Here is a 19,967-nt window from a genome sequence, read left to right as displayed (position 1 = left end):
GCGCCGCCGGGGGACCAGTGCCGGAAGTCCTCAGGCATGCGCGGTCCTCGGCCAGGGCGACGTCGGGGGCCAAGGACTCTTCCCGCCTCCAGTCCCGGTCTGGTAGACCGGACCTCTCTTCGGAACTACTTCGACGTCCCGGCGCGTCCTCGCATTCTTTCGGCAACACCTTAGCCCTGAGGGGAGACACGATGACACACCGCGCTATAAAGCGGGCGTCTCAGGCCCGCGGAGCTGTTGCCGCTGCTGCCGCTGTTGCGACCGCCTACCTGGCAGTGGTCCGGCCGCGCCTGCTGCGCGCCGGCGCCACCGCAGCGGAAGCCAACGGGCCCTATCCGGGTGCCGGGCTCATCCCGGACGGGACCCGCAGCGGGACCATGGCCGTGACCATTGACGCGCCCCGCTCGCGTGTGTGGGCCTGGCTGGCGCAGATGGGGACCGACCGGGCCGGTTGGTACAGCTGGGACCGGCTGGACAACTTCGGGCGCGCCAGCGCCCGGACGATTCACCCCGAGTGGCTGGACATTGCTGTTGGCGACCATCTGGCGGGCACGCCGGACGGCAGCCAGTGGTGGGAGGTCGCGGCGCTGGAGCCGGAGCGGTTCCTTGGTCTGCGCATGTCGCTTGATCTGCGGGGCCGCCCGTTCGATCCTGCGGGACAGCGGCCCCGGTACTTCACGGACTCGCTGTGGGGGTTCGAGCTGAAGGACGCGGCAGGCGGGCGCGCCCGGCTCGTTGTCAGCGGGTACTGGTCGTTCCGGCCGAAATGGCTGCAGCCCATTCTGAGTGTTTTGTTGCTGGAGCCCTCCCACTGGGTCATGCAGACCCGCCAGTTCACGAACCTCAAACGCCGGACAGAGCCAGAGGGCACCTGAGCGGCTGAAGGGATCGGTTGCAAGTAGACGACGTTGCTAGTAGACGACAGTGCCGGTGGAGTGCACCACGGTTCCGGTGCTTTGGGTTCGTCCGCTGATGTCGATCTGCAGCCGGCTGCTCTGCAGGGGCGCCTCCAGGGCGCTTGAGAGCTCCGGCAGGGTGGTTGTTTGGATGCGGTGGATGACATCCTGGACGTCGGCCCTGTCATTGACCGTTACCTTCAGGGTCAGGTCGGGGGCATAGGCGGTTCCTCGCAGCAGCGCCGCGGAGGTGACGACACCGGGCAGGGTGTTGATCTGCTTTTCGACGGCGGCGGCGAGGACCGACGGGTCGCAGAGGGTGAATCCCCGGCTGCCGTCGCCATGGAGGCGGTAGGCGCCCGCCGGGTTTCTCCTCGGGACCTGGGCGATGATCCACAGCAGCCCCAGTACCCCGATGATGACTCCGATGATCAGTATGACGGCCGCCACCCCCTGCGGCGCGAGGAATGCGTGCAGATCACCGGTGACGACGGACTGCCATGCGGGGGCGGTGTTCAGGAGGGTAGGCAGTGTCCCGCTGGCCTGCAGGATCAGTGCGGTGCCGGCCGCCAGGCAGAGGATGCCGAGAATTGTCAGCCAAGTCCGGTTCAGGGTTCCTGCGGTCTGCCTCATCGAAAGCCATCCTTCAAGTAGTCGCGGCGGGCGGGTGCGCGAATGGTCTTAGTCTCTGGACCGGACCGTGGCGGTAACCTGAGGCACCGGCGAGAGCCCGGTTTCCTCCAGGCGGGCCCGCACGGCGTCGGTGATTCGCTGGCGCAGGTCCCCTGGCTCGTGCAGGAAAGTCGTCACGTTCAGGTGAACGCGCCGGGTGGTGGCTGTTGCTGAGGCCGAGCCGACGCCGTCGATCTGCACGCACCGGGCTTTGGCCAGGTGGGCGACGGCACGGCGGGTCATCACTGTCTCCTGTTCCTGCACCGTTTGCGCCCATTCTCCGGCGCCCGTGCCGGAATCACCGATCGTGAGGGCACTGTACGGTCCGGGGATCACGGCACACATTAACAGGATGACCCCTGCGACGACGGCGGCTATCCCGATCTGCCGTACGGCGGGGTCGTTCCAGGCCAGCCCGGCGAGCCAGTCGCTTGGTCCCTGCAGCACGGTCGGCCACGAGCCGCTGACCAGTCGGGTGACGCTCAGCCAGACCAGCGCGGCGCCGGCGGCCAGGAGCAATGTTCCGGCGATGAGTGCCGGGACCGCGCGGCTGGGCCGGTGCCGCAGGGGCGTGGACCGTTGGTCGTGCCGGCTCATAGCAGCCTCCTTCGTCCGTTGGTGCCGGTGGTCAGCCACGAGATCCTGATGTCGACCTGTCGGACGTCGACTCCGGTCAACTCGGTAACCCTGGTCGCGATCCGGCGGCGCAGTTCCTCGGTGGCCTGGCGTAAGGGCACCGGATACAGCATCCCGACCTCGACTCTTAGGGTCGCGATGTTCCCGGCGAGTTCTACGGACGCCTTGGGCCGGGCGGAGAGATCAGCCCGGGTTCCGATGCCCAGAAACCCGCCCGAGGAACCGCCGGCGGAGGATTCGTCGCTGGCGACCTGGCCTGCTATTTTCTCGATTACCCTGGCAGCCAGGACGGTCTGCCCCCGGGTGCCCGCCTCACCGTAATCCTCGGCGGCGTCCCCGGTCCGGGGCAACGGCGTCGCGTGTGCTCCTGGCGGGTTCATCGGCTCGATGCTCGACCGAACAGGGCCTGCACATCGAGTTTTCCTTCCGCGACCCGACCGACCAGCAGGCCGATGAATCCGAGGATCACCGCGGCCAGCAGCGCAAGCCAGCCGCCGAAGCCCAGGACGATGCCCAGTACCAGACCTATCGTCACGCACCAACGTGTAGTAGACATAGCAATCCTTTTCCTCATCGTCCCGTTCCCCCTGGCGGGGGACACGGTGTCAGGCGGTTACTGGAGTTCGGTCTTCTGGACCTGATGGACTTCCTGCTCTTCGTCGGGCAGGTGGACATCGGTGACGTTGATGTTCACTTCCAGCACTTCCAGTCCGGTGGCGCGTTCAACGGACTGGATGATGTTGCGCCGGATCCCCTGGCTGACTTCCACCACGGAGAACCCGTAGTCGATGACGATGGAGACATCGATGGCTGTCTGACGTTCACCCTTTTCCACGCTGACGCCGCCGCTGACGTTGGTCTGGGAACCGGGAATGCGTTCGGTCAGGGCGCTGAACGCGCGCCGGCCGGCACTGCCCATGGCGTACACGCCGGGAACCTCGCGGGTGGCGATGCCGGCCAGTTTCTGCACCACGGTCTCCTCGATTGTCGTGGCACCGCGATCAGTATGCAGTGCATCCCTTGCCTGCGCTGGTGCCAGTTCGCTGCCGCGCTTCTGCTCCTCGGGTGTGGCCATGACGCCGCTGGAAGCTCCGGGGGTTCTGGGTGTCTCGGTCATGGAAAACAACTCCTCGTCGGACTGGTGATCATGCTTACACCGATATAGACGAAGCCCGGCCGGAATCGTCACGTGTTGGCTCAGACTATTTTTCGCACTGGGCCACAGCGCCGCGGTTCGGTTCCCGGTGTCGCCCGGCTGTGGCATATTGGGGCGACAGGGTCCGGTGCGTTTCAGGACGGGATGGACGATGCATGGATGATCATGGCCCCGGCTTCGAACCGGACCTGGACGAGGGGAGTATCGTCGCCCGTGCCCAGGACGGCGACTTGGCAGCATTCGAACACCTGGTCCTCGCGTATCAGTTCAGGCTCTTTCGGCTGGCGTATCGGATGCTCAACGACCGCGGCGACGCCGAAGACATCGTGCAGGAGACGTTGACGACGAGCTGGTGTGGTCTTCCCATGCTGGCTGATGTCGATGCTTTCGGTGGTTGGATCTTTCGGCTGGCGACCAACAAGTGCCTGGACGTGCTGCGCAAGCGGGCCGCCCGTGCCGAGAGCATCCTCGGCTCGGATGACATGGACGCCATTCCAGGGGCCCGTGCCAGCCCGGTCTGGGCCGGGTGGGATCCGGCCCACGCGGCCGAATGGTCCGCCGAACAGGACGGCCTGACCGCCCTCCTGAACACGCTCCCGCCGGCACAACGGGCCTGCTGGCTCCTGCGGGAAATGCACGGACGCAGTTACGCCGAGATTGGTGTCACACTGAAGATCAGCCCGGCAGCAGTGCGCGGCACTCTCGCCCGGGCGCGGCACCAGATAGCAGAAGGGATGAGCCAATGGCGTTAGACAACATCCCCAGGCTCGGCTGCGGCCGCAGCATCGACAGCATCTGGGCCAGCATCGACCGGTCTCCCACCGCACACGAGGAACAGTGCAAACAATGCCAAACGGCCAGAATCCAGCTGGAAAGACTCAGTGCAGCGACCCGTGCCCTGCGCGAAAGCGATCTTCACGATCCCGCGCTGAGACCCCGCCCCGGGATAAAAAACGCCATCATGGACGTAGCCCGCGCGGAAGTCCGGCGCGGCAGCAGAATCCTCCTGCGCGCCGCAGACAACGGCGCCACGGAGATCAGCGAACAGGCCCTGAGCTCACTCGTCCGGTTCGCGGCGGCAGCGATCCCCGGCGTCCACTCGCGACGCTGCCGCATCGAAATACGCCCAGCCTCAGCCGGCCTCGCCAGTGAGGACCACCAGTCCGGAACCACCGGTACGGCAACCCCGGCCGGTCCTCGCCTCATCGTCAATCTTCGGGTTGCCGCCGCCCCGGGCATCGACATCCCCGTCATGGCGGAGGCGCTGCGACAGGAGATCAGCAACGCAATCCCGGCCGGCGTCGGTATTGCGGCCGGGACCGTCAACATCACCGTGGAGGACCTGTACGATGTCTGACCCACCGCTCCAAGGCGCCATCATCACCAGCCAGCTGATCGCTTCCCTCGCCACCCGCACCACACTGGAAACACCCGGAGTCCTCCGAATCGAACCCAGCGTCCAAGGCTTCCTGGCCCGGCTAGGGCCCGCCGCCCTGCGACACGTCCGCACTTCCGGCAGTCAAGACGGCACCTACCGGCACGACGGCGTCACCGCAACAATCAGCGACGGCACCGCACGCGTCCACCTCGATATCGCCACCGACATCATGTACACCGCCCTCGACGTCGCCGAAGCAGTGCAACAACGCGTGCGCGAAAGCATCAGCCACACGGGCCTCGCCCCAGGCGCCGTCGACATCACCATCCTCGCCATAGAACACCGCCGCGGCACCACGATCACGTAACCCGGGGGCCATCGACGGCTGCCCACCACTACCGCAGGCGCCGGCTGCAACATTGCGGCGCCTCAGCCCGCAAAGCACTGGCACGCCGCGCGCAGGGTTAGTACCGTCGTCGTAATACCAATTTCGCAAACAGACACGGGGAAACCATGAGCAAGAACGGCAGGAACCGGCACAAGACCAGGGGCGCGGGCGGTCCCGGCACTCACGCCTCCGCACCCCGGTCGCTGAGCGCTGTCCGCGCCGACCGTGCCGTGGACGCGCTCACGCCGGCATTTGTCCGGTGGTTCGAGGAGGTCTCACCCGGCTCGGCGGTTGCAGCCCTGGAATGCCTGGAGCCGATCAAGGCCGTCCTGGGCCGCTACATGGACACCACCGCCGCGGCCGACGTGACGAGCCTTGAACCTTTTGGATTGTCAGTCGCCGTCTCGGACGAGATCCTGGCCGCGCTGGACGCCGCCGATGACCTTGCCGGCGCCGCGGCCGCCGAAATCGGTGGGAGCACGCACTTCGTCGTCCACTCCGTTGGCGCCTTCGTCGAATTCCTCGTCGAGACCGGCCGGTGGAGCGGCTCGGCAGATCAGCTGGCGGCCGTCATGGACTTCCTCGACACGACGGCGGAGGCCGACGGCGGCGGGGGCCTCATCGACGTGCCGGAGATCCCCGATGACGCTGCCCTGGCGGCCTTCTCCGGGCTGCCGCTCATCCGGCGGGCGACGGCGTTGCTCGAATGGATCGGCGAGGGGAAGCCCGTCACTGCAACCGGTGCGCTTCGCCTGCGGGACATTGAAGCCGCCGCTGCCTGCGTCGGCGTCGCCGTCAAGGGTGGCACCAAACGGTCCGGTTCCCCGCTGCCGGGCACCGCCGGTTCGGCGGGCCCCGTGCCCACGGTCCGGAGCATGTACGAGGTGCCGCTGCTGGCCAAGCTCTGGAACGCGCTGGAGGCGGCCGAGCAGATTAAGATCACGTCGACGAAGGTCGTTCCCTCTGCGGATTCCGGGGTGTTCCTGGCGGGGGGGCCTTCGGAGCGGCTGCAGGAGCTGGTGTTCTTCGTTGACGAATTCCTGAACACGGCGGTGCTCGGATGGGATCCGGCGCAGCCATGGGAAGGGACGGTCTCGGGACTGCAGGCATCGCTCCTGCTCGCGGCGGCAACTTCGGATCCGCCGGAGAAAGCGCGCGTCCTTGCGGCCCCGGATAACGCGCCGCCCGCGGAACGGGCCATGGCCGGGCTGCTGACCGGCGTGGCCATGGGCCGCCTCGAAGAACTCGCCGAGCTGGGGCTGCTGACCATCGACACCCATTTCCGTGTGCCGCCGCCCCTCATCCGCTGCATCGCGAATGTCTTCGACGACGACTGGGTGCTGGCCGACCTGGGGATCGGACAGGTTCCGGACGATGCCGACGTCGATTTGACCGAGTTCGAGCCGGGCGGCGTCGGGCCGACCGAGCACAACCCGGCAGATCCGGAAACGACATTTCCGGCCCCGGCACTGGCCGCGGTCCGCGATGCGCCGCGGACGGCCGAGACCCCGATTCTGCAGCTGAAGATCACGCTCAACGATTCGCAGCCGGCCATCTGGCGCCGCGTCCTGGTCCCGGCCGGCATGCCGCTCCCTCAGCTCCACCAGGTGATCCAGGCAGTGTTCGGCTGGCAGGACTATCACCTGCACGAGTTCCGGGTCGGCGGAGTCCGCGGCACCGCCTATGCGCCGGTGAATCCGGACGGTGACAACGATTTTTACGGCGAGGCGTCCCGCGACGAATCGACGGCGAGGGTCGGTGAACTGTTGCCGGCGGCGGGCAGCAGCATGGGCTACACCTACGATTTCGGCGACAATTGGGTGCTCGCCGTCAAGGCGGAGAAAATTCTGGCGGCGGACGCCGGCCAGCTCCCGCGGTGCACCGCCGGACGTGGCATGGCGCCGGCGGAGGACAGCGGCGGCACCTGGGGGTGGGCGAACATTGTGCAGGCGGTCAACGATCCGCACCACGAAGGCCACCAGGAGTACCGGGAGTGGCTGGGAATGCTCCCGGGCGACACCCTCGACCCGAAGGCCTTCGACCTGGACGAGGCCAACCAGGATCTCGCTGGCTTCACTTTCTGACTACTGCCGGCGGTTGCACCCTGGACATCCGCCGGCGGTGAGTGGGTGCCGTGTTTCCCGGCGGGGCCTTTTGTTATCCTGATGGCGGTCAGGCAGTCGGCCTCTCAGCTTCGTGGAGAGCTCCTTATGACAGCCAGACCCCAGGTGACGCCAGCTTCGGGCCGAGCACCCCGCCCCAACCCCCTGAGCAGGCACGGGCCGGTGGAATGCGTCGCACCGACCGCCCTGTCGCGCAGGACCTACGGCCTTGCTGCCGCGCCCCGAGCCCCGTGAGCAGTTGTGTAGCCGGCGGCAATGCAATGTTCCGTAATCTGCCCCATCGTGTCCCAGAAGGTTGTTGCCACGTCAAGCATCCTGATCGGGGTCAGGGATCCAGCCAGCACGGGTGTGGCCCGCATTATTTTGGGGGCGGGCCACGCCCGCGCAGCTGATGTCTTGCGACCAGGCCCGCGCGGGCGATGGTGCGTCAGTTATCGCTTGCCGGGTTCCGCGGCGCCGGGGCCTGCCCGTTAAGGCGGCGGGTTTCCGAATGCTCATCCGCTCCCCGCTGCCGGAGTTCCTCCGAAACAAGCGTGAGAAGTTCGTGGGCCGCATCGGACCCGGCGAGCTCCATGCACTGCGTCAGCGCGGCCTCGAGCCGGTACAGCTCGTCCGACGGTACCAGCGGCCAGCGACGGAAACTGCCGAAGATCTGCAAGGGCGGGACCTCCTGTGGAACCTGTCGGTTTATCGTCAAGCCGCCATCTCCCGGAGGGGAGCGGTCCGGCGGGCCACGGCGGTACATGCCTGGACGCGGTCTCGGATGGGTTTTGCGGAGGGGGAGACGTCGGTGGTGCCGGAATCCATGTTCACAGCGGCGGTGCCGTCCAGGTGGCTCGTCATAGACACTATCTCTCTACGAATCATGTGTGGCCGCTGCCTGACCACTTCCAGAATACCGACTCCAGAACGGGCGGCGTCACATTTCCATAATAGCTGGCCCTTTGCTCCTTTCCCGGCGTGGTCTGAAGATCCGCCGGGGGAACCAGCCGCCCAGTCCTTCCCGGCCTCGCTCAGTGCCGCCCAGTCCTTCCCGGCCTCGCTCAGTGCCGCCCGGTCCGGCTCAGAGTCGCGGCGGCGAGACGCCCGTCGATCCTTATCCTTGGATCGGACTTCTTGACCATCGACTCGGGTGGCGCCGGAAAGGCCTCGGCGGGATAGAGACCGGCGACTCCGAGCATGTAGTTCGCCCACTGCGGGCCGGCGAGCATGTAGCCGTCAATGCTCTGGTAGAACTTGCCGTTGACGGTGATGTTCTGTCCGGGCCGCTTTTGACCTTCCACAGCGTCTCCGAAGAAGGACGCGGTGGCCAGGCCGGTGGTGTAGCCGACCACCCACGTGGCGCCGTTGGTGTTGGATGTGCCGGTCTTGGCCGCGACCGGAAGACTGGTGTGGACCTTGGGCTTGATGTACACGCCGGACCCCTTTTTCAGCACGTCCTGCAGCGCTGAATTCACGCCCCGGGCAACGTCGGGCTTGATGGCGTCACGGCAGGATGGCGTCTGGGCCGGGAGCTGCTGGCCCGCCGCGTCCGTCACCTGAGAATGGCGACGGGCTCGCAGTACCTGCCATCATTGGCGAACGTGGCAAACGCGTTGGCCAGCACGAGCGGCGCCACCCCAATCGCGCCCAGCAGGGTGCCCAGCTGATGCATGTTGACCTGTGCGTTATCCAGCCCGCTGTGGATTCCTGCGGCATCGACCATCTTCTGGATTCCGCAGAAATCCAGTTTGGCGGCCTCGACGCCGACCCCGGCGACGGCGGGGACCACGAGGCTGGCGGCACGAATGCCGCAGATCACGCTCACCGTGAAGTAGCCGAGGACCATCCGCAGGCCGGCAGCTGACTTTGATCCTGCACGATTCGCCGGCGCCATATTTCCCCCGTATGCCACGCGCTGAAGATCACACTGCGGCAGGTCCCCGGCTTGTCAGACCGCCGGGGCGGCCTCGCCACCATCGAACCCTTCCGGCGCCCGTCTCCTGACTGTAGAGGCGCGTCGCCGGACGGCACCTCACCCGAACCGGATGGTCTGGCCGTCATTTCGCTGGGATGTTGACACCCCTCTTCGGACGTGGCAAGACTTACTCCACACACAAACGCTGAAGGTCCTTTTCAGCGCCTTTGAGTGAGGTGCGACAAATGCAGATTCCGGCTCCATTCGAATACTTGCGGACCCCCGTGATGGACACTGCGCTCGCCGGCGGCCACAGCCCGCTGCCACCGACGAAGCCCCGGCCGCCCCGGCACGGTGTGATGACCGGCGCCGACGAGCCCGACGAACTCGGCCTCCGCCCCGGGCCCCTGTGGCCACGGACGCACCGGGTGCTCTTCGCCAGCGCGGAGGCCTATCCTTACGTCAAGGTGGGCGGGCTCGCCGACGTCAGCAGCGCGCTGCCGAAGAGGCTGGCCCAGCTGGGTTTCGACGTCCGCCTCGTGATCCCGGGGTACCGGGGGCTCGGCGGGAGCCCGGTGCTGACCTTCGATGTGCCGTTGGGCCCCGTCGCCGAGCGGGTTGTGGTCCGGCGACTGACGTCGCTGGGGGGAGTGGAAGTGTTCACACTCGGCCTCCCAGGGTGGTTCGACCGGGAGGTCCCGTACAGCTACCAGGACGATGACGTGATGCCGTTCGTGCTGTTCTCCAAGGCTGTCACGACGCTGGCGGCTCTGGATCCATGGCGCCCCCACGTCATCCACGGCAACGACTGGCACTGCGGCCTCGTGGCCCAGGAAGCCCGGCAGGGACCGTACCGGCGTGCACTCGCGCGCACCGGGATCGTCTTCACGATCCACAACATCGCCTATCAGGGGCGGGTCGGGGCCGCCACCGAGCAGTTGATCGGGCTGCCCCCGGCCGGGACCCTGCTGGAGCGGGGGATTACCTTCGCGGACCGGGTCAACACCGTCAGCCCCCGGTACATGCAGGAGATCCTTACTCCGGCGCAGGGAGCAGGGATGGACGGGCTGCTGCGCGCCCGTGGGGACACCGCCCGCGGCATACTCAACGGCATTGACTACGAGGAGTTCGACCCCTGGCGGGACCCGTGGATTCACACCCGCTATGACGGCTCGTTCGTGGCCGGAAAGGCCGCGAACAAGGAAGTCCTGCAGCGGGTCAGCAACCTGCAGCGTGCCCCGAACCGTCCGCTCTTCGGCATGGTTGCCCGCCTGGTGTCGCAGAAGGGGGTCGGACTGCTGTCCTCGGCGCTGGACCAGATCGTGGCCCGCGGAGCCCAAGTGGTGGTGATGGGCGAGGGGGCACCCCGGTACCGACGTGAGCTGCAGGCCGCGGTCCGGCGTCTCGCCGGCAACGTGGCGTACCACCCCACCACGCAGGAACCGCTGGCTCGGCAGATTTATGCCGGGGCGGACCTTTTTCTGGCGCCCTCCGTCTTCGAGCCCTGCGGGCTGACACCGCTGATCGCTCTGCGATACGGCACGATCCCCGTCGTGCGCCGCACCGGTGGCCTCGCGGACACGGTGAAGGACTACACCGAGGACCCGGCGGCGGGACTGGGGTTCGTCTTCGTCCAGCGGCGCGTCGCCTCGATGCTCTCGGCGGTGGACAGCGCCCTCGCCATCTACCGCCGCGTGCCCGAATGGCACCGGCTACAGCAGCGGGCGATGGAGGCGGACTTCTCCTGGCGGGCGCCCGCCCGGGAATACATCGCGCTGTACGACGAAGCAGTGCGCTCGCGGTGCGAGGCCGACGTCGTCCGGGGTCCGGACGGTGCCCGGGGCGCCCACGTCGTCCGGGGTCCGTACGGTGCCCGGGGCGCCGACGTCGAACGGGCTCCGAGGCCGCCAGGCGCCTCTCAGGCCGGGGCCCCGACGTCAAGGTCGAGGCCCCGCCCGGCCCTGCTCCCGCTGGCGCTCGTCCACCACGCCAACCAGTACCTGGTCACCGACGGCTATCAGGACCGGGAAGGCCTCACCTCGATCGTGACCGGCTACGCGGCGCTGCTGAAGCTGCACGAGAAGTACCGCACGCCGGTGGCCCTCCACCTGTCCGGGACCATGGTCGAAGCAGTTGCCTGGCATCACCCCTGGTTCCTCGCCGAGGTCCGCCGGCTGCGCGGGGTTGGCCTGCTCTCGCTCATCGGCGGAACGTACTCCGAGAACGTCCTCACCGCCTTCGACCCGGAGTTCAACCGGCGGCAGCTGCACGAGCTGTTCTGGCTCTACCGCCGTCACCTGGGCTGCGCGCCGGAGGACCTGGAGATCTGCTGGATCCCCGAACGGGTGTGGGACACCGAGCGCCTGGCCGGGATCCTGACCGACCCGAAGCTGCCCAACGGCGGCTACCGGTACGTCCTGCTCGATGACCGGCTGCTCTATCCCACCGGCGGCGCCCACGGGGGCAGCGACAGGGCGGACTTCGACGGCGCCGATCCGGCCAGTCCGCCACCAGCCGACGCCCTGCGCCCGTACTTCATCGAGGGCGGCAACGGCATGCAGGTGGTGCCGATGTCGACCCGGCTGCGGTACTGGATTCCTCCGGACGACCGGAGGCACTGGCGCAGCCTGTCCCGCGCCGCCGAACTCCCGACCGCCCCCGGCGATGACACCATCCTGGTGTACGCCGACGACATGGAGAAAAGCGCCGGGGTGGGCCCGTGGCACCCCAGTGCCCTCGGACGGTACGAGGAGTTCCTGCGCTGGCTGGCCACCCAGCCGCACCTGCTGCCGGTGGATCTGCCCTCGTGGCTCCGCCAGCGCCGGCGGGTCCCCGGCGTCCGCGTCCTCGAGCGCGGCACCTTCGTGGAACTGGCCCAGGACTGGCACGCGGGGGAGGACTACCGGGGCTGGGACCAGGACCTGGCCTGGCGCCCGTACCAGGAGCACCTCGCCCGGGCCCGCCGCGCGGTCGCCGGCGCGGAACGGGCCGGCGCCGACCCGCGCCTCACGGCGCTGGCCTGGAAACACCTGCTGGCATCCGGGTACGAGACGGCGTGGCACGACACGGAGCAGCCGGGCCGCCCGCCGGCCGCCTGGGCCAAGGCGGTGGCCAGCCACGCGCGGGCCACCGGTGTGCTGGCCGCCGCTGCCCGGTGGTTCGGCAGCCCCGCCCGCCCGCTCGGGGCCGAACTGGTCGACCTTGATGACGACGGCACCCAGGAGCTGGTCCTGCGGAACGAGCACCTCTTTGCCGTACTGGCCCCGGCGTGCGGCGGACGCCTGGTCTACCTGGCCTGCCGAGGCCCGGACGGCGGCGTGCTGGTGATCGGGAACCCCACCGACGACTGGAACCGCCAGGAGGACCTGAACAGCTACATGGATGTCCCGGGCAACCACCCCGGCGGGCTCGCCGACGTCGGGGGAGTCCATGACCGCCACGAGGCGAGAATCCACACCGGTGACGGGGTGATTCGGGTGGAGCTGGTGAATGTCCAGGCGGACAGTGCCCTGCACAGGCTCCGCAAACAGATCGTCCTGGACCACACCAGCACCGCGCTGCTGGTCGCCTACGAGCTGCCGCCGGCGGCACCCGGAATCACGGTCGAGACGTGCCTGTCCCCGGACTACTACCGGCTGCTCCGCCACGGCTCGGCAGAGCTGCGGCGCGGCCGGGGAAGGAACTGGCAGGGCGCCAGCAACCGCGGGGCCGGGGTGTGGCTGGCACTGGCCGACGACGAGGACACCACCTGGTGCGACCCCGCAGGACCCGAACCCGGACATGGGGTCCTCGTGCGCGTGCACGCCGGGGCGCGGTCCTTTCACCTGCTCATCGGCGTCGGGGACGTCGACGACGACGTGGCCGCGCGGGCCATGCGGACGGGGCTCGATCGGCTGGCCGGCCAGCCCGGAGAACCGAGCAGCCGCGACCCGGTGGGAGTCCGGCGGTGAGCGCCGGGGCAGTCGCGGCCACCTCCGCCGGCACTCCTCGGGCTGAGCGGCTTGCGATCGCCGAGGCACTGCTCGTCGCGCCGCCCCCGCTCGATGCCCTGCCGCCGGGCCGGGCGCAGGTGCTCACCCGCTCGGTGGTGCATGCCTCCCGCAGCCGGCCGGTGGTCCGGTGGACTGTCACGCTCGACGCCGGCCAGGGCCCCTCGGCCCCGCTGGCAGTGATCGGCAAGGGTTACCGGGCCGGAGGCGGCGAGCAGGCATCGCGGCTGCTCCACAGCCTGCGCCAGGCCGGCTTCGACGGCCCCGAACTGCAGGTCCCCACCCCGTACGGCTTCGACCCGGCCCGTCAGCTCCTCGCGCAGGAGGAGGCGCCGGCCACTACCCTGCACTCGCTCCTGGACGGGGACCCGGGAGCGGCCGCACCCGAGGCCGGGCGGGCCGGACGCTGGCTGGCGCGGCTGCACAGTGTCCGGGGCGTCCAGGTGCCGGACCTGGCCGCGGATTTCGAAGAGCTCAAGCTCACCGAGTACACCACGGCGCTGGCCGGGCTGCTGCCGCATGCCGCAGCCCGCCTGGGCGGGCTCAGGGACGCGACCCTGGCGGCGCTGGCCCTGGCCGCCCACAACAGCGCCGGCGGCCCGCCGGTGGTGACCCACGGGGACTTCCAGCCCAAGAACATCCATCTGGACCAGCACCGGGTCGTGGTCATCGACTTCGACCGGGCCGCCAGGGCCCCCGCCGCGCGGGACCTCGGCCACTTCATCGGGCAGACCCTGACCATGGGCGCCTCGCGGCACGGGGACCTGGCCGCGGCCGTGCCGTGGGTGGATGCGTTCCTGGAAGGTTACGCGGACGCCGGCGGCGGCGGCGCCGCAGCCGTCCGGACCGCCCCGGCGTACGTGGCCCGCACCTTCGCCGAGGTCCTCTTCTACCGCCTCGTGGTCCGCCCCGTCAGCGACTCCTCGTTCGTGCCGGACTGGCTCGACGCCTGGGAAACGGCCGCTGAGGCCGCGGCAGGGGGCGGATTCCGGTGAGCGGACAGGTCACCCGGGGCACGCGTCCCGGCCCCGCGGCAGCCGCGCGACCGGCCGGCGCCTCCTCGGTGCCGGTGATGAGCGCACGTGTGATCCTGCGGACCTTCGGACCGTTCCTGCGGCCGCAGTGGCCAGGCTGCGTGCTGGCCGGGCTGCTGGCCGTCGCCGGCACGGGGGTCGCGCTGCTCAAACCGTGGCCGCTGAAGTATCTCTTCGACGCAGTGCTGCTGCCCAGCGGCGATCCGGGCGGCCAGGACGTGCAGCGCATCCTCGCCCTCGTCGTCGTGGCCCTGGCCGGCATCGCCATCCTGGACTCCCTGGTCGGGGCCGCGCGAAGCTACGTCCAGGCAGCCGTCGGCGAGCGGGTGGCGGCAGCCATCCGCACCAAGCTGTATGACCATCTGCAGCGGCTGCCGCTCGGCTACCACGAGCGGACACCGACCGGTGAACTGACGACCCGCCTCACCGGGGACGTCGACAAGGTGCGCGCGCTGCTCACCGTGACGCTCGTCGACGCCGCGACGAACGTCCTCACGCTGGCCGGCATGGCGGGGGTGCTGCTGGTCCTGGACTGGCAGCTCAGCGTTGCGCTGCTGCTGGTGCTGCCCCTGCTCCTGCTGACGGTCGCGAGCTTCCGCGCCCGCATCCGCGCGGTGGAGGAGGACTCCCGCGCGATCGAGGGCGATCTGGCGTCGCTGGCGCAGGAATCGCTGGTGGCGGTCAAGCTGATCAAGGCCACCGGACGGGAGGAACACGAGTCCCGGCGCTTCCGGGAACGTTCCGACGCCTCTGTTGCGGCTGTGCTGCGCTCCGCCCGTACCAGCGTCGCCTTCAGTGCCGCGGTGGACTCGGTGGTGGCCGTGGCCATCGCCGGCCTCGTCTGGCTCGGCGCGCAGCGGGTGCTGGCGGGCGCCCTCACCCCGGGCGACCTGGTGATCTTCACGTCGTACCTGCGTGACTTCTTCGGACCCACGCGGTCGTTGTCCAAACTGCCCGCCCAGCTGACCCGCGCCGGCGTCCGCGCCGCCCGCATCGCCGACACGCTCCACCGGCGCCCGGCACTGCAGGACAAGCCCGGTGCCCGCACGGCCGGCCCACCGCGGAAGGAGCTGAGCCTCGACGGGGTCGGGTTCGCCTACACCGAAGACCGCCCCGTCCTGCGGGACATCGACCTGACCGTGCCGGTGGGCACCACCCTCGCGGTCGTGGGGCCCACCGGCGCGGGGAAGTCGACTCTCGCAGCGCTGCTGTGCCGGCTGCAGGACCCCACGAGCGGCCGGGTCCTCCTGGACGATGCGGACCTGCGCGACCTGACGGGCGCGAGCCTGCACACGCAGGTCGGGCTCGTCACGCAGGATGCCCTGCTGTTCCGGGCGTCCGTTCGGGAAAACATCGCGTACGCGCGGCCCGATGCCTCCATGGACGAGGTTGTGCATGCCGCCCGCGTGGCCCAAGCCCATGACTTCGTGCAGGCGCTGCCGGACGGCTACGAGACGGTCCTCGCCGAGCGCGGGGCCACCCTGTCCGGCGGGCAAAGGCAGCGCCTGGCACTGGCGCGCGCGGTCCTGCAGGGCTGCCCGGTCCTGGTGCTCGATGAGCCGACGACGGGCCTGGATGCCCGGTCCGAAGACGCCGTGCTGCGCGCCCTCCGGCAGGTCAGCTCCGGACGGACCTCCGTGATCATCACCCACCGGATGGCCGCCGCGATGGCCGCGGACCAGATCGTCGTCCTCGAGGCGGGACGCGTGGTGGAACGCGGCACCCACCGCCGCCTCATCGCGGCGGGCGGTCTCTACGCCGAGATGTGCCTGCTCCAGGGGATCACGGGTCCCCGGACCTTGCTCAACGGCGGCGCCGCCGGCTACGGGCGGCACGCCGCGAGACCTTTCGACGTCGGAACCGACCCCTGAAGGAGGACGCATGAACCGCACCCAGATCCGCAGCCAGTTCCGCCAAGTGAAGGAGCAGTTGGTCGATCGTGCCGAACGTGTGCGCAGCCCGGAATTCCTCGACCGCTACGTCCGCCCCCATCTGGGCGCGGATGCCGCAGGCGGCGGCACGTGGACCACACAGGTGATCCAACTGGACGGCTCCGGGGCCGCCACCGTGCAGGTCGAACTCGACGGCGGGCCCCCGGTGTTCGCCAAGCTTTTTCCCTACGCGGATGGTCCCTCGGTCCACGCGAAGCTGCATGCACTGCGCGGCGCCGGGCTGGGGACCGGCTCCGCGTACCAGGCGGTCGAGCCGCTGGCCTGGTGCGGGGAGGAGAAGGTCCTGCTGTGCCGGGGCGCGCCGGGCCGGCCGTTGTCCGGGCTGCTCGGCGGGAACGGCGCCGACCTCACCCGGGCCGCCGCCCGGGCAGGGTCGTGGCTGGCCCACCTGCACGGCCTGGACCTGAGGGTCGGGGCGCCGCAGTCCCTCCTCGTGACCGGCGAGCTGACCAGCCTGGCCAAGCGCCTGGCCAAAGTGGCGGCCGTCCACCCCGGCTACGTCGACACGGCCCTGGGCATGCTCGAACGGCTGGACGGCCTCACATATGACACCGTGGACGGCGTCCTGGTCCAGAGCCACGGGCAGTACCGGCCGATCCATGTCTTCCTGACCGAGGATACCGTGACCGTCATTGACCTGGACCGCAGCGCTCCCGCTGACCCGGCCCGCGATGTCGCCGAGTTCCTGCACCGCATGCGGGTGGGCGTGCATGACGCCACCGGCGACATCAGGCGGGCCGACGAGGCGAGCGCTGCGTTCCTCGACACCTACCGCGAGGCGACGCGCGGAGACCTGTTGCGGAACCTGCGCTTCCACTGGGCGCGCTACATCCTCCACAGTGTCAACCGCAGTATCAAATCCGGGGAGGCCGACTGGCGGGACGGCGGAGATACCGAGTTCAGGCTGTACCGGGACGAGTTCGACCGGGTGGTCGAGGGGCGGGCCGGGGCATGACCAGCGCGGCGGGCATGCTGTTGGACCGTGCCGGAGGGCAAGTCCCGCTGGCCGAGCTCGCCGCCCTGTGGCCGCTGGGCGGCTGGGGCTCGATCAGCCTGGTGCCGGGGGGAAAGAACGAACACTTTCGGGTGGCGTCCGCGGACGGCATCCATTACCTGCGCCGCTCCTACCGGTCCAAGCCGCTCGACGAACTCGAAGGCCAGCTGGCCCTGATGCGGCTGCTCCGGAAGCGGGGGTTCCCGGCGCCGGAGGTGGTCCCGGCCCGCACCGGCGCCGATCATGTCGAGCTCTTTGGCCGGTGGTGGATCGCCACCCGCGGCGTCGAGGGGCAGCCGTTCGACGGCTCGCTTGCACACGTGCGGGCGCTGGGGGCCACACTCGGCCGCTACCACCGGGTCGTCGCCGACCAGCCCGTACCGGTGGCCGAGCCGGCGCTGCAACGGGAGCTAATCGGCCGGGCCTCGGAGCCGGGCGTTGATCCGGCCCTGCGGACCCGGGCCGCGGACGTTGCGGCGCGGTTGGCCGGTTTGTTGCCGGAGCTGCCCCGGACGGTGGTCCACGGCGGCGCCCGGCGCGGCAGCCTTGTTTTCGACGGCGGGCAGGTGGCGGGGGTCCTGGACTTCGACAGCGCCCACCCGGACGTGCGGGTGCTGGACCTCGCCGTCGCCGTGCACGATGTAGGCAAGGTCTACACCGGTTCCGGGGACGCCGACAACAAGGTGGCGCTTGATCTCGGTCGGGTCGCTGAACTGCTCGCGGCCTACAGCCAGGAGACGCGACCCACGGCGGCGGAGATGGAGGCACTGCCGCTGCTGCTGGAGGCCAAGCGGCTGAAGCGGGGCCTCGGGCGGCGCAGCCGTGCCCTGGACGGGGAACTCCTCTCCGGCAACGACTATGAAAAGATCCGCATCGAGGATCAGCGGCTGGCATGGCTGGACGGGCACCGGGAGGCCCTGGCGGGCATTTGCGGTGGGGTGCTCCGCCAAACCGCCCGCGGGCTTCCGGTCAGCTCCCCGGGATCACCAGGCCCTTAAACCTGGCCTGCCGTCGTCGACGCCGCGAACGAGGCGGGGAGGGGTCAGATGCCGGATCCACGAAACCCCGGGAAGCGCCCTATCTCATGGTGCTGCATCCATGCAAGCATGGGGGCTCACCGAAAATGCGCAGAAAAGGAGCTCGATGAAATCCAACGAACTGCTGCTCGATGCCTTCGCCCGGATCCGCGAGACCGTGGCGGCCACCCTCGACGGGGCCAGCGACGACGTTCTGCTCCGTCGGCCGTCGGGGAACGGCAACCCGATTGCGTGGCTGATCTGGCACCTCAGCCGGGTCGAGGACGCACAACTGGCCTCCGCCGCCGGCCTGGAACAGGTCTGGACCTCGCAGGGGTTCGCCGGCCGGTTCGAGCTGCCGCTGTCCGAGCGCGACACCGGGTACGGCCATTCGAGCAGCCAGGTCGACGCCGTGAAGGCGCCGCCGGAGCTCCTGCTCGACTACTACGACGCCGTGCACCGCCAGACCGTGGCGTTCCTGGCCGGCCTCGGTGATGCTGACTTCGACCGCATCGTCGATACCCGCTGGGATCCGCCCGTCACCCTTGGTGTGCGGCTGGTCAGCACGATTGCCGACTGCCTCCAGCACGCCGGGCAGGCCGCATACGCCAAGGGCGGCCTGAACGCCACGCCAGCGGCCTAGGCGCCGTTGGTGCCGGGGCCGGCGTCATTCGCGGCGGCAACCAGCCGATCGAAACTGTCGGTCCCGGTTTCTGGAGGGACCACGGTGAACACTGCGCACCATTTCTCCGGCGCTTCCGCTTCCGCCGATGCAACCCGTTCCACATGCAGGTTTAGCCCGGGCACCCCGCCAACAGGGAGCGACAAGGGCTCGCCGCCCCTGATCATGCGCCGGAATTCCCGTGCCGACAGCTGGTCACCACAGGTGCCTGTCACCTCGGCGATCGTGTCGTTTACCCTCTTGGTCAGCCCTGTCATGAAGGCCCTTCGACGCGAAACCGAAGGACTCGTCAGGACCGCCGCGACAATGACCGTGAACAACACAACGGCCCCGAAGTTCCTCAGTCCGGGGATGAAAATCATCAGGATGAGGCAAAGGATCAAAGCGAAGACGCTGAACATAACGAACCGGACCAGCGGATTCTCACCGGGTTTGTGGGACCACCGGACGAGGGCGACACTTCTCGGACGGGATCGTTCGTGCCGTGCATTGTCCATGTTCAGTACCCCTTCACTTCCATCAGCGCTTCCGCCAAAATGACCGCCTGGCGTGCTTCCCTGAGATCGCTCAGCAGACCCCGGTCGGGTAGGGCCGAGGTGGCCACGGCTGGACCGGCGAGGGCGGAAAAGACCGCGCTGAGTATTTCGCGGTCCTCTGAAAGCAGCCGGGACGACGTCAGTTTGACCCGGCTCACTTCCAGTTCCAGCAGCGACTTGTCGATTGCCTCGCGACGCCCCTGCATGAGCGATACCGTGTCCCTGATGCGCTGGGCACGGTCCCGGAACATCTCTTCCATGTTGACCGCCACGTCGTGGAGTTCGGCGAGCGCGGTGTAGGACTGCGGCGACCCGGTGTGCCGGGTGAGGTGGCCGCTGACGTGGAGGCGCCGTCGTTCCCAGTTCCTGACGGCCGATTCGTAAGGTCCCAGGAGCAACGAGACGGCCGCCAGCGCCCTCTCCAACGACGCCGCCCGCGTGCTCAGACTTGATGTCGCAGCGTCCAGTCTCGCCAGAAAGGCGTCGTAGTTGCCTTGGCCCGGGGGAGTGTCAGTCTTCATGAGCCGCTCGCACGCCGCGGGGCCGCGCCGTCCAGCCCATCCGGTCAAGTCCATTTGCGTGGTGTAACGCGGTTGCCGCGTGATTCTTGATTTTGGT

General features: G+C 69.0%; 20 protein-coding genes and 1 pseudogene. 11 read left to right on the top strand and 10 right to left on the bottom strand.

Annotated elements, in window-relative coordinates; all coding sequences use genetic code 11:
• Positions 1–191: 191 nt before the first annotated feature.
• The gene (locus QK291_RS18365) at positions 192–875 is read left to right on the top strand and encodes a hypothetical protein (protein WP_282384247.1); all 684 of its coding nucleotides are present in this window, start codon (positions 192–194) and stop codon (positions 873–875) included.
• 36 nt (positions 876–911) lie between these two features.
• Here the strand turns inward: QK291_RS18365 and QK291_RS18360 are convergent, their stop codons facing one another.
• Genes QK291_RS18360 through QK291_RS18340 form a run of 5 tightly spaced genes read right to left on the bottom strand, consistent with a single transcriptional unit; the run spans position 912 to position 3,321 of the window.
• Entirely contained in the window at positions 912–1,529 is a 618-nt protein-coding gene (locus QK291_RS18360) for a hypothetical protein (RefSeq protein ID WP_282384246.1), read from the bottom strand.
• 48 nt (positions 1,530–1,577) lie between these two features.
• A complete protein-coding gene (locus tag QK291_RS18355; protein ID WP_282384245.1) occupies positions 1,578–2,165 on the bottom strand; it encodes a DUF6286 domain-containing protein in 588 nt (195 codons plus the stop codon).
• Positions 2,162–2,584 (bottom strand): Asp23/Gls24 family envelope stress response protein, encoded by a 423-nt coding sequence (locus QK291_RS18350; protein ID WP_282384244.1) that lies wholly within the window; start codon positions 2,582–2,584, stop codon positions 2,162–2,164. The genes QK291_RS18355 and QK291_RS18350 overlap by 4 nt, the downstream gene beginning before the upstream one ends.
• Entirely contained in the window at positions 2,581–2,760 is a 180-nt protein-coding gene (locus QK291_RS18345; protein ID WP_282384243.1) for a hypothetical protein, read from the bottom strand. The genes QK291_RS18350 and QK291_RS18345 overlap by 4 nt, the downstream gene beginning before the upstream one ends.
• A gap of 57 nt (positions 2,761–2,817) precedes the next feature.
• Positions 2,818–3,321: an Asp23/Gls24 family envelope stress response protein gene (locus tag QK291_RS18340; protein ID WP_282384242.1), complete on the bottom strand. Its 504-nt coding sequence runs from the start codon at positions 3,319–3,321 to the stop codon at positions 2,818–2,820.
• Positions 3,322–3,515: 194 nt separating this feature from the next.
• Here QK291_RS18340 and QK291_RS18335 point away from each other — a divergent pair, with 194 nt between their 5' ends.
• From QK291_RS18335 to QK291_RS18320, 4 genes are all read left to right on the top strand, one after another.
• The gene (locus QK291_RS18335) at positions 3,516–4,112 is read left to right on the top strand and encodes an RNA polymerase sigma factor (RefSeq protein ID WP_282384241.1); all 597 of its coding nucleotides are present in this window, start codon (positions 3,516–3,518) and stop codon (positions 4,110–4,112) included.
• 209 nt (positions 4,113–4,321) lie between these two features.
• Positions 4,322–4,717 (top strand): Asp23/Gls24 family envelope stress response protein, encoded by a 396-nt coding sequence (locus tag QK291_RS18330; protein ID WP_282384239.1) that lies wholly within the window; start codon positions 4,322–4,324, stop codon positions 4,715–4,717.
• Positions 4,710–5,105 (top strand): hypothetical protein, encoded by a 396-nt coding sequence (locus QK291_RS18325; RefSeq protein ID WP_282384238.1) that lies wholly within the window; start codon positions 4,710–4,712, stop codon positions 5,103–5,105. The genes QK291_RS18330 and QK291_RS18325 overlap by 8 nt, the downstream gene beginning before the upstream one ends.
• Before the next feature lie 146 nt (positions 5,106–5,251).
• Positions 5,252–7,210 (top strand): plasmid pRiA4b ORF-3 family protein, encoded by a 1,959-nt coding sequence (locus QK291_RS18320; protein ID WP_282384237.1) that lies wholly within the window; start codon positions 5,252–5,254, stop codon positions 7,208–7,210.
• A 466-nt stretch (positions 7,211–7,676) separates the two neighbouring features.
• Here the strand turns inward: QK291_RS18320 and QK291_RS18315 are convergent, their stop codons facing one another.
• The 3 genes and pseudogenes from QK291_RS18315 to QK291_RS18305 form a co-directional block, all read right to left on the bottom strand.
• Positions 7,677–7,907 carry a hypothetical protein gene (locus QK291_RS18315; protein ID WP_282384236.1) on the bottom strand — a complete coding sequence of 77 codons (231 nt, stop codon included), beginning with the start codon at positions 7,905–7,907 and terminating at the stop codon, positions 7,677–7,679.
• A gap of 35 nt (positions 7,908–7,942) precedes the next feature.
• On the bottom strand, positions 7,943–8,092 hold the full coding sequence (locus QK291_RS18310; RefSeq protein WP_282384235.1) for a hypothetical protein: 150 nt from the start codon (positions 8,090–8,092) through the stop codon (positions 7,943–7,945).
• Positions 8,093–8,292: 200 nt separating this feature from the next.
• Positions 8,293–8,987 (bottom strand): annotated as a pseudogene (locus QK291_RS18305) (penicillin-binding transpeptidase domain-containing protein); the annotation flags it as partial.
• 404 nt (positions 8,988–9,391) lie between these two features.
• Here QK291_RS18305 and QK291_RS18300 point away from each other — a divergent pair.
• From QK291_RS18300 to QK291_RS18275, 6 genes are all read left to right on the top strand, one after another.
• Positions 9,392–13,096, top strand: a complete 3,705-nt coding sequence (locus QK291_RS18300; RefSeq protein WP_282384234.1) for a glycogen/starch synthase — start codon at positions 9,392–9,394, stop codon at positions 13,094–13,096.
• Positions 13,093–14,130: a phosphotransferase gene (locus QK291_RS18295; RefSeq protein WP_282384233.1), complete on the top strand. Its 1,038-nt coding sequence runs from the start codon at positions 13,093–13,095 to the stop codon at positions 14,128–14,130. The genes QK291_RS18300 and QK291_RS18295 overlap by 4 nt, the downstream gene beginning before the upstream one ends.
• 77 nt (positions 14,131–14,207) lie before the next feature.
• The gene (locus tag QK291_RS18290; protein WP_282384232.1) at positions 14,208–16,040 is read left to right on the top strand and encodes an ABC transporter ATP-binding protein; all 1,833 of its coding nucleotides are present in this window, start codon (positions 14,208–14,210) and stop codon (positions 16,038–16,040) included.
• A 10-nt stretch (positions 16,041–16,050) separates the two neighbouring features.
• Positions 16,051–17,076, top strand: a complete 1,026-nt coding sequence (locus QK291_RS18285; protein WP_282384231.1) for a phosphotransferase — start codon at positions 16,051–16,053, stop codon at positions 17,074–17,076.
• On the top strand, positions 17,073–18,113 hold the full coding sequence (locus tag QK291_RS18280) for a phosphotransferase (protein ID WP_282384230.1): 1,041 nt from the start codon (positions 17,073–17,075) through the stop codon (positions 18,111–18,113). Before QK291_RS18285 ends, QK291_RS18280 begins: the two co-directional genes overlap by 4 nt.
• A gap of 145 nt (positions 18,114–18,258) precedes the next feature.
• Positions 18,259–18,774 carry a DinB family protein gene (locus tag QK291_RS18275; RefSeq protein ID WP_282384229.1) on the top strand — a complete coding sequence of 172 codons (516 nt, stop codon included), beginning with the start codon at positions 18,259–18,261 and terminating at the stop codon, positions 18,772–18,774.
• Here the strand turns inward: QK291_RS18275 and QK291_RS18270 are convergent.
• On the bottom strand, positions 18,771–19,214 hold the full coding sequence (locus tag QK291_RS18270; RefSeq protein ID WP_282384227.1) for a hypothetical protein: 444 nt from the start codon (positions 19,212–19,214) through the stop codon (positions 18,771–18,773). The two genes, QK291_RS18275 and QK291_RS18270, sit on opposite strands and share 4 nt — an antisense overlap.
• A gap of 98 nt (positions 19,215–19,312) precedes the next feature.
• Entirely contained in the window at positions 19,313–19,924 is a 612-nt protein-coding gene (locus tag QK291_RS18265) for a hypothetical protein (protein WP_282384226.1), read from the bottom strand.
• Positions 19,925–19,967 lie beyond the last annotated feature (43 nt).

Source organism: Arthrobacter sp. AL12 (assembly GCF_029960645.1).
Lineage (GTDB): Bacteria > Actinomycetota > Actinomycetes > Actinomycetales > Micrococcaceae > Arthrobacter.
The sequence above is the reverse complement of the archived record's forward strand: the minus strand, read 5'-3'. Positions and strand labels throughout refer to the sequence as shown.

Coding starts and splice junctions, on each gene's coding strand:
- QK291_RS18355 (WP_282384245.1), bottom strand. CDS start 2,165: ATGAGCCGGCACGACCAACGGTCCACGCCCCTGCGGCACCGGCCCAGC.
- QK291_RS18360 (WP_282384246.1), bottom strand. CDS start 1,529: ATGAGGCAGACCGCAGGAACCCTGAACCGGACTTGGCTGACAATTCTC.
- QK291_RS18325 (WP_282384238.1), top strand. CDS start 4,710: ATGTCTGACCCACCGCTCCAAGGCGCCATCATCACCAGCCAGCTGATC.
- QK291_RS18350 (WP_282384244.1), bottom strand. CDS start 2,584: ATGAACCCGCCAGGAGCACACGCGACGCCGTTGCCCCGGACCGGGGAC.
- QK291_RS18320 (WP_282384237.1), top strand. CDS start 5,252: ATGAGCAAGAACGGCAGGAACCGGCACAAGACCAGGGGCGCGGGCGGT.
- QK291_RS18340 (WP_282384242.1), bottom strand. CDS start 3,321: ATGACCGAGACACCCAGAACCCCCGGAGCTTCCAGCGGCGTCATGGCC.
- QK291_RS18275 (WP_282384229.1), top strand. CDS start 18,259: ATGAAATCCAACGAACTGCTGCTCGATGCCTTCGCCCGGATCCGCGAG.
- QK291_RS18300 (WP_282384234.1), top strand. CDS start 9,392: ATGCAGATTCCGGCTCCATTCGAATACTTGCGGACCCCCGTGATGGAC.
- QK291_RS18365 (WP_282384247.1), top strand. CDS start 192: ATGACACACCGCGCTATAAAGCGGGCGTCTCAGGCCCGCGGAGCTGTT.
- QK291_RS18345 (WP_282384243.1), bottom strand. CDS start 2,760: ATGTCTACTACACGTTGGTGCGTGACGATAGGTCTGGTACTGGGCATC.
- QK291_RS18290 (WP_282384232.1), top strand. CDS start 14,208: ATGAGCGCACGTGTGATCCTGCGGACCTTCGGACCGTTCCTGCGGCCG.
- QK291_RS18330 (WP_282384239.1), top strand. CDS start 4,322: ATGGACGTAGCCCGCGCGGAAGTCCGGCGCGGCAGCAGAATCCTCCTG.
- QK291_RS18335 (WP_282384241.1), top strand. CDS start 3,516: ATGGATGATCATGGCCCCGGCTTCGAACCGGACCTGGACGAGGGGAGT.
- QK291_RS18280 (WP_282384230.1), top strand. CDS start 17,073: ATGACCAGCGCGGCGGGCATGCTGTTGGACCGTGCCGGAGGGCAAGTC.
- QK291_RS18285 (WP_282384231.1), top strand. CDS start 16,051: ATGAACCGCACCCAGATCCGCAGCCAGTTCCGCCAAGTGAAGGAGCAG.
- QK291_RS18310 (WP_282384235.1), bottom strand. CDS start 8,092: ATGACGAGCCACCTGGACGGCACCGCCGCTGTGAACATGGATTCCGGC.
- QK291_RS18270 (WP_282384227.1), bottom strand. CDS start 19,214: ATGTTCAGCGTCTTCGCTTTGATCCTTTGCCTCATCCTGATGATTTTC.
- QK291_RS18265 (WP_282384226.1), bottom strand. CDS start 19,924: ATGGACTTGACCGGATGGGCTGGACGGCGCGGCCCCGCGGCGTGCGAG.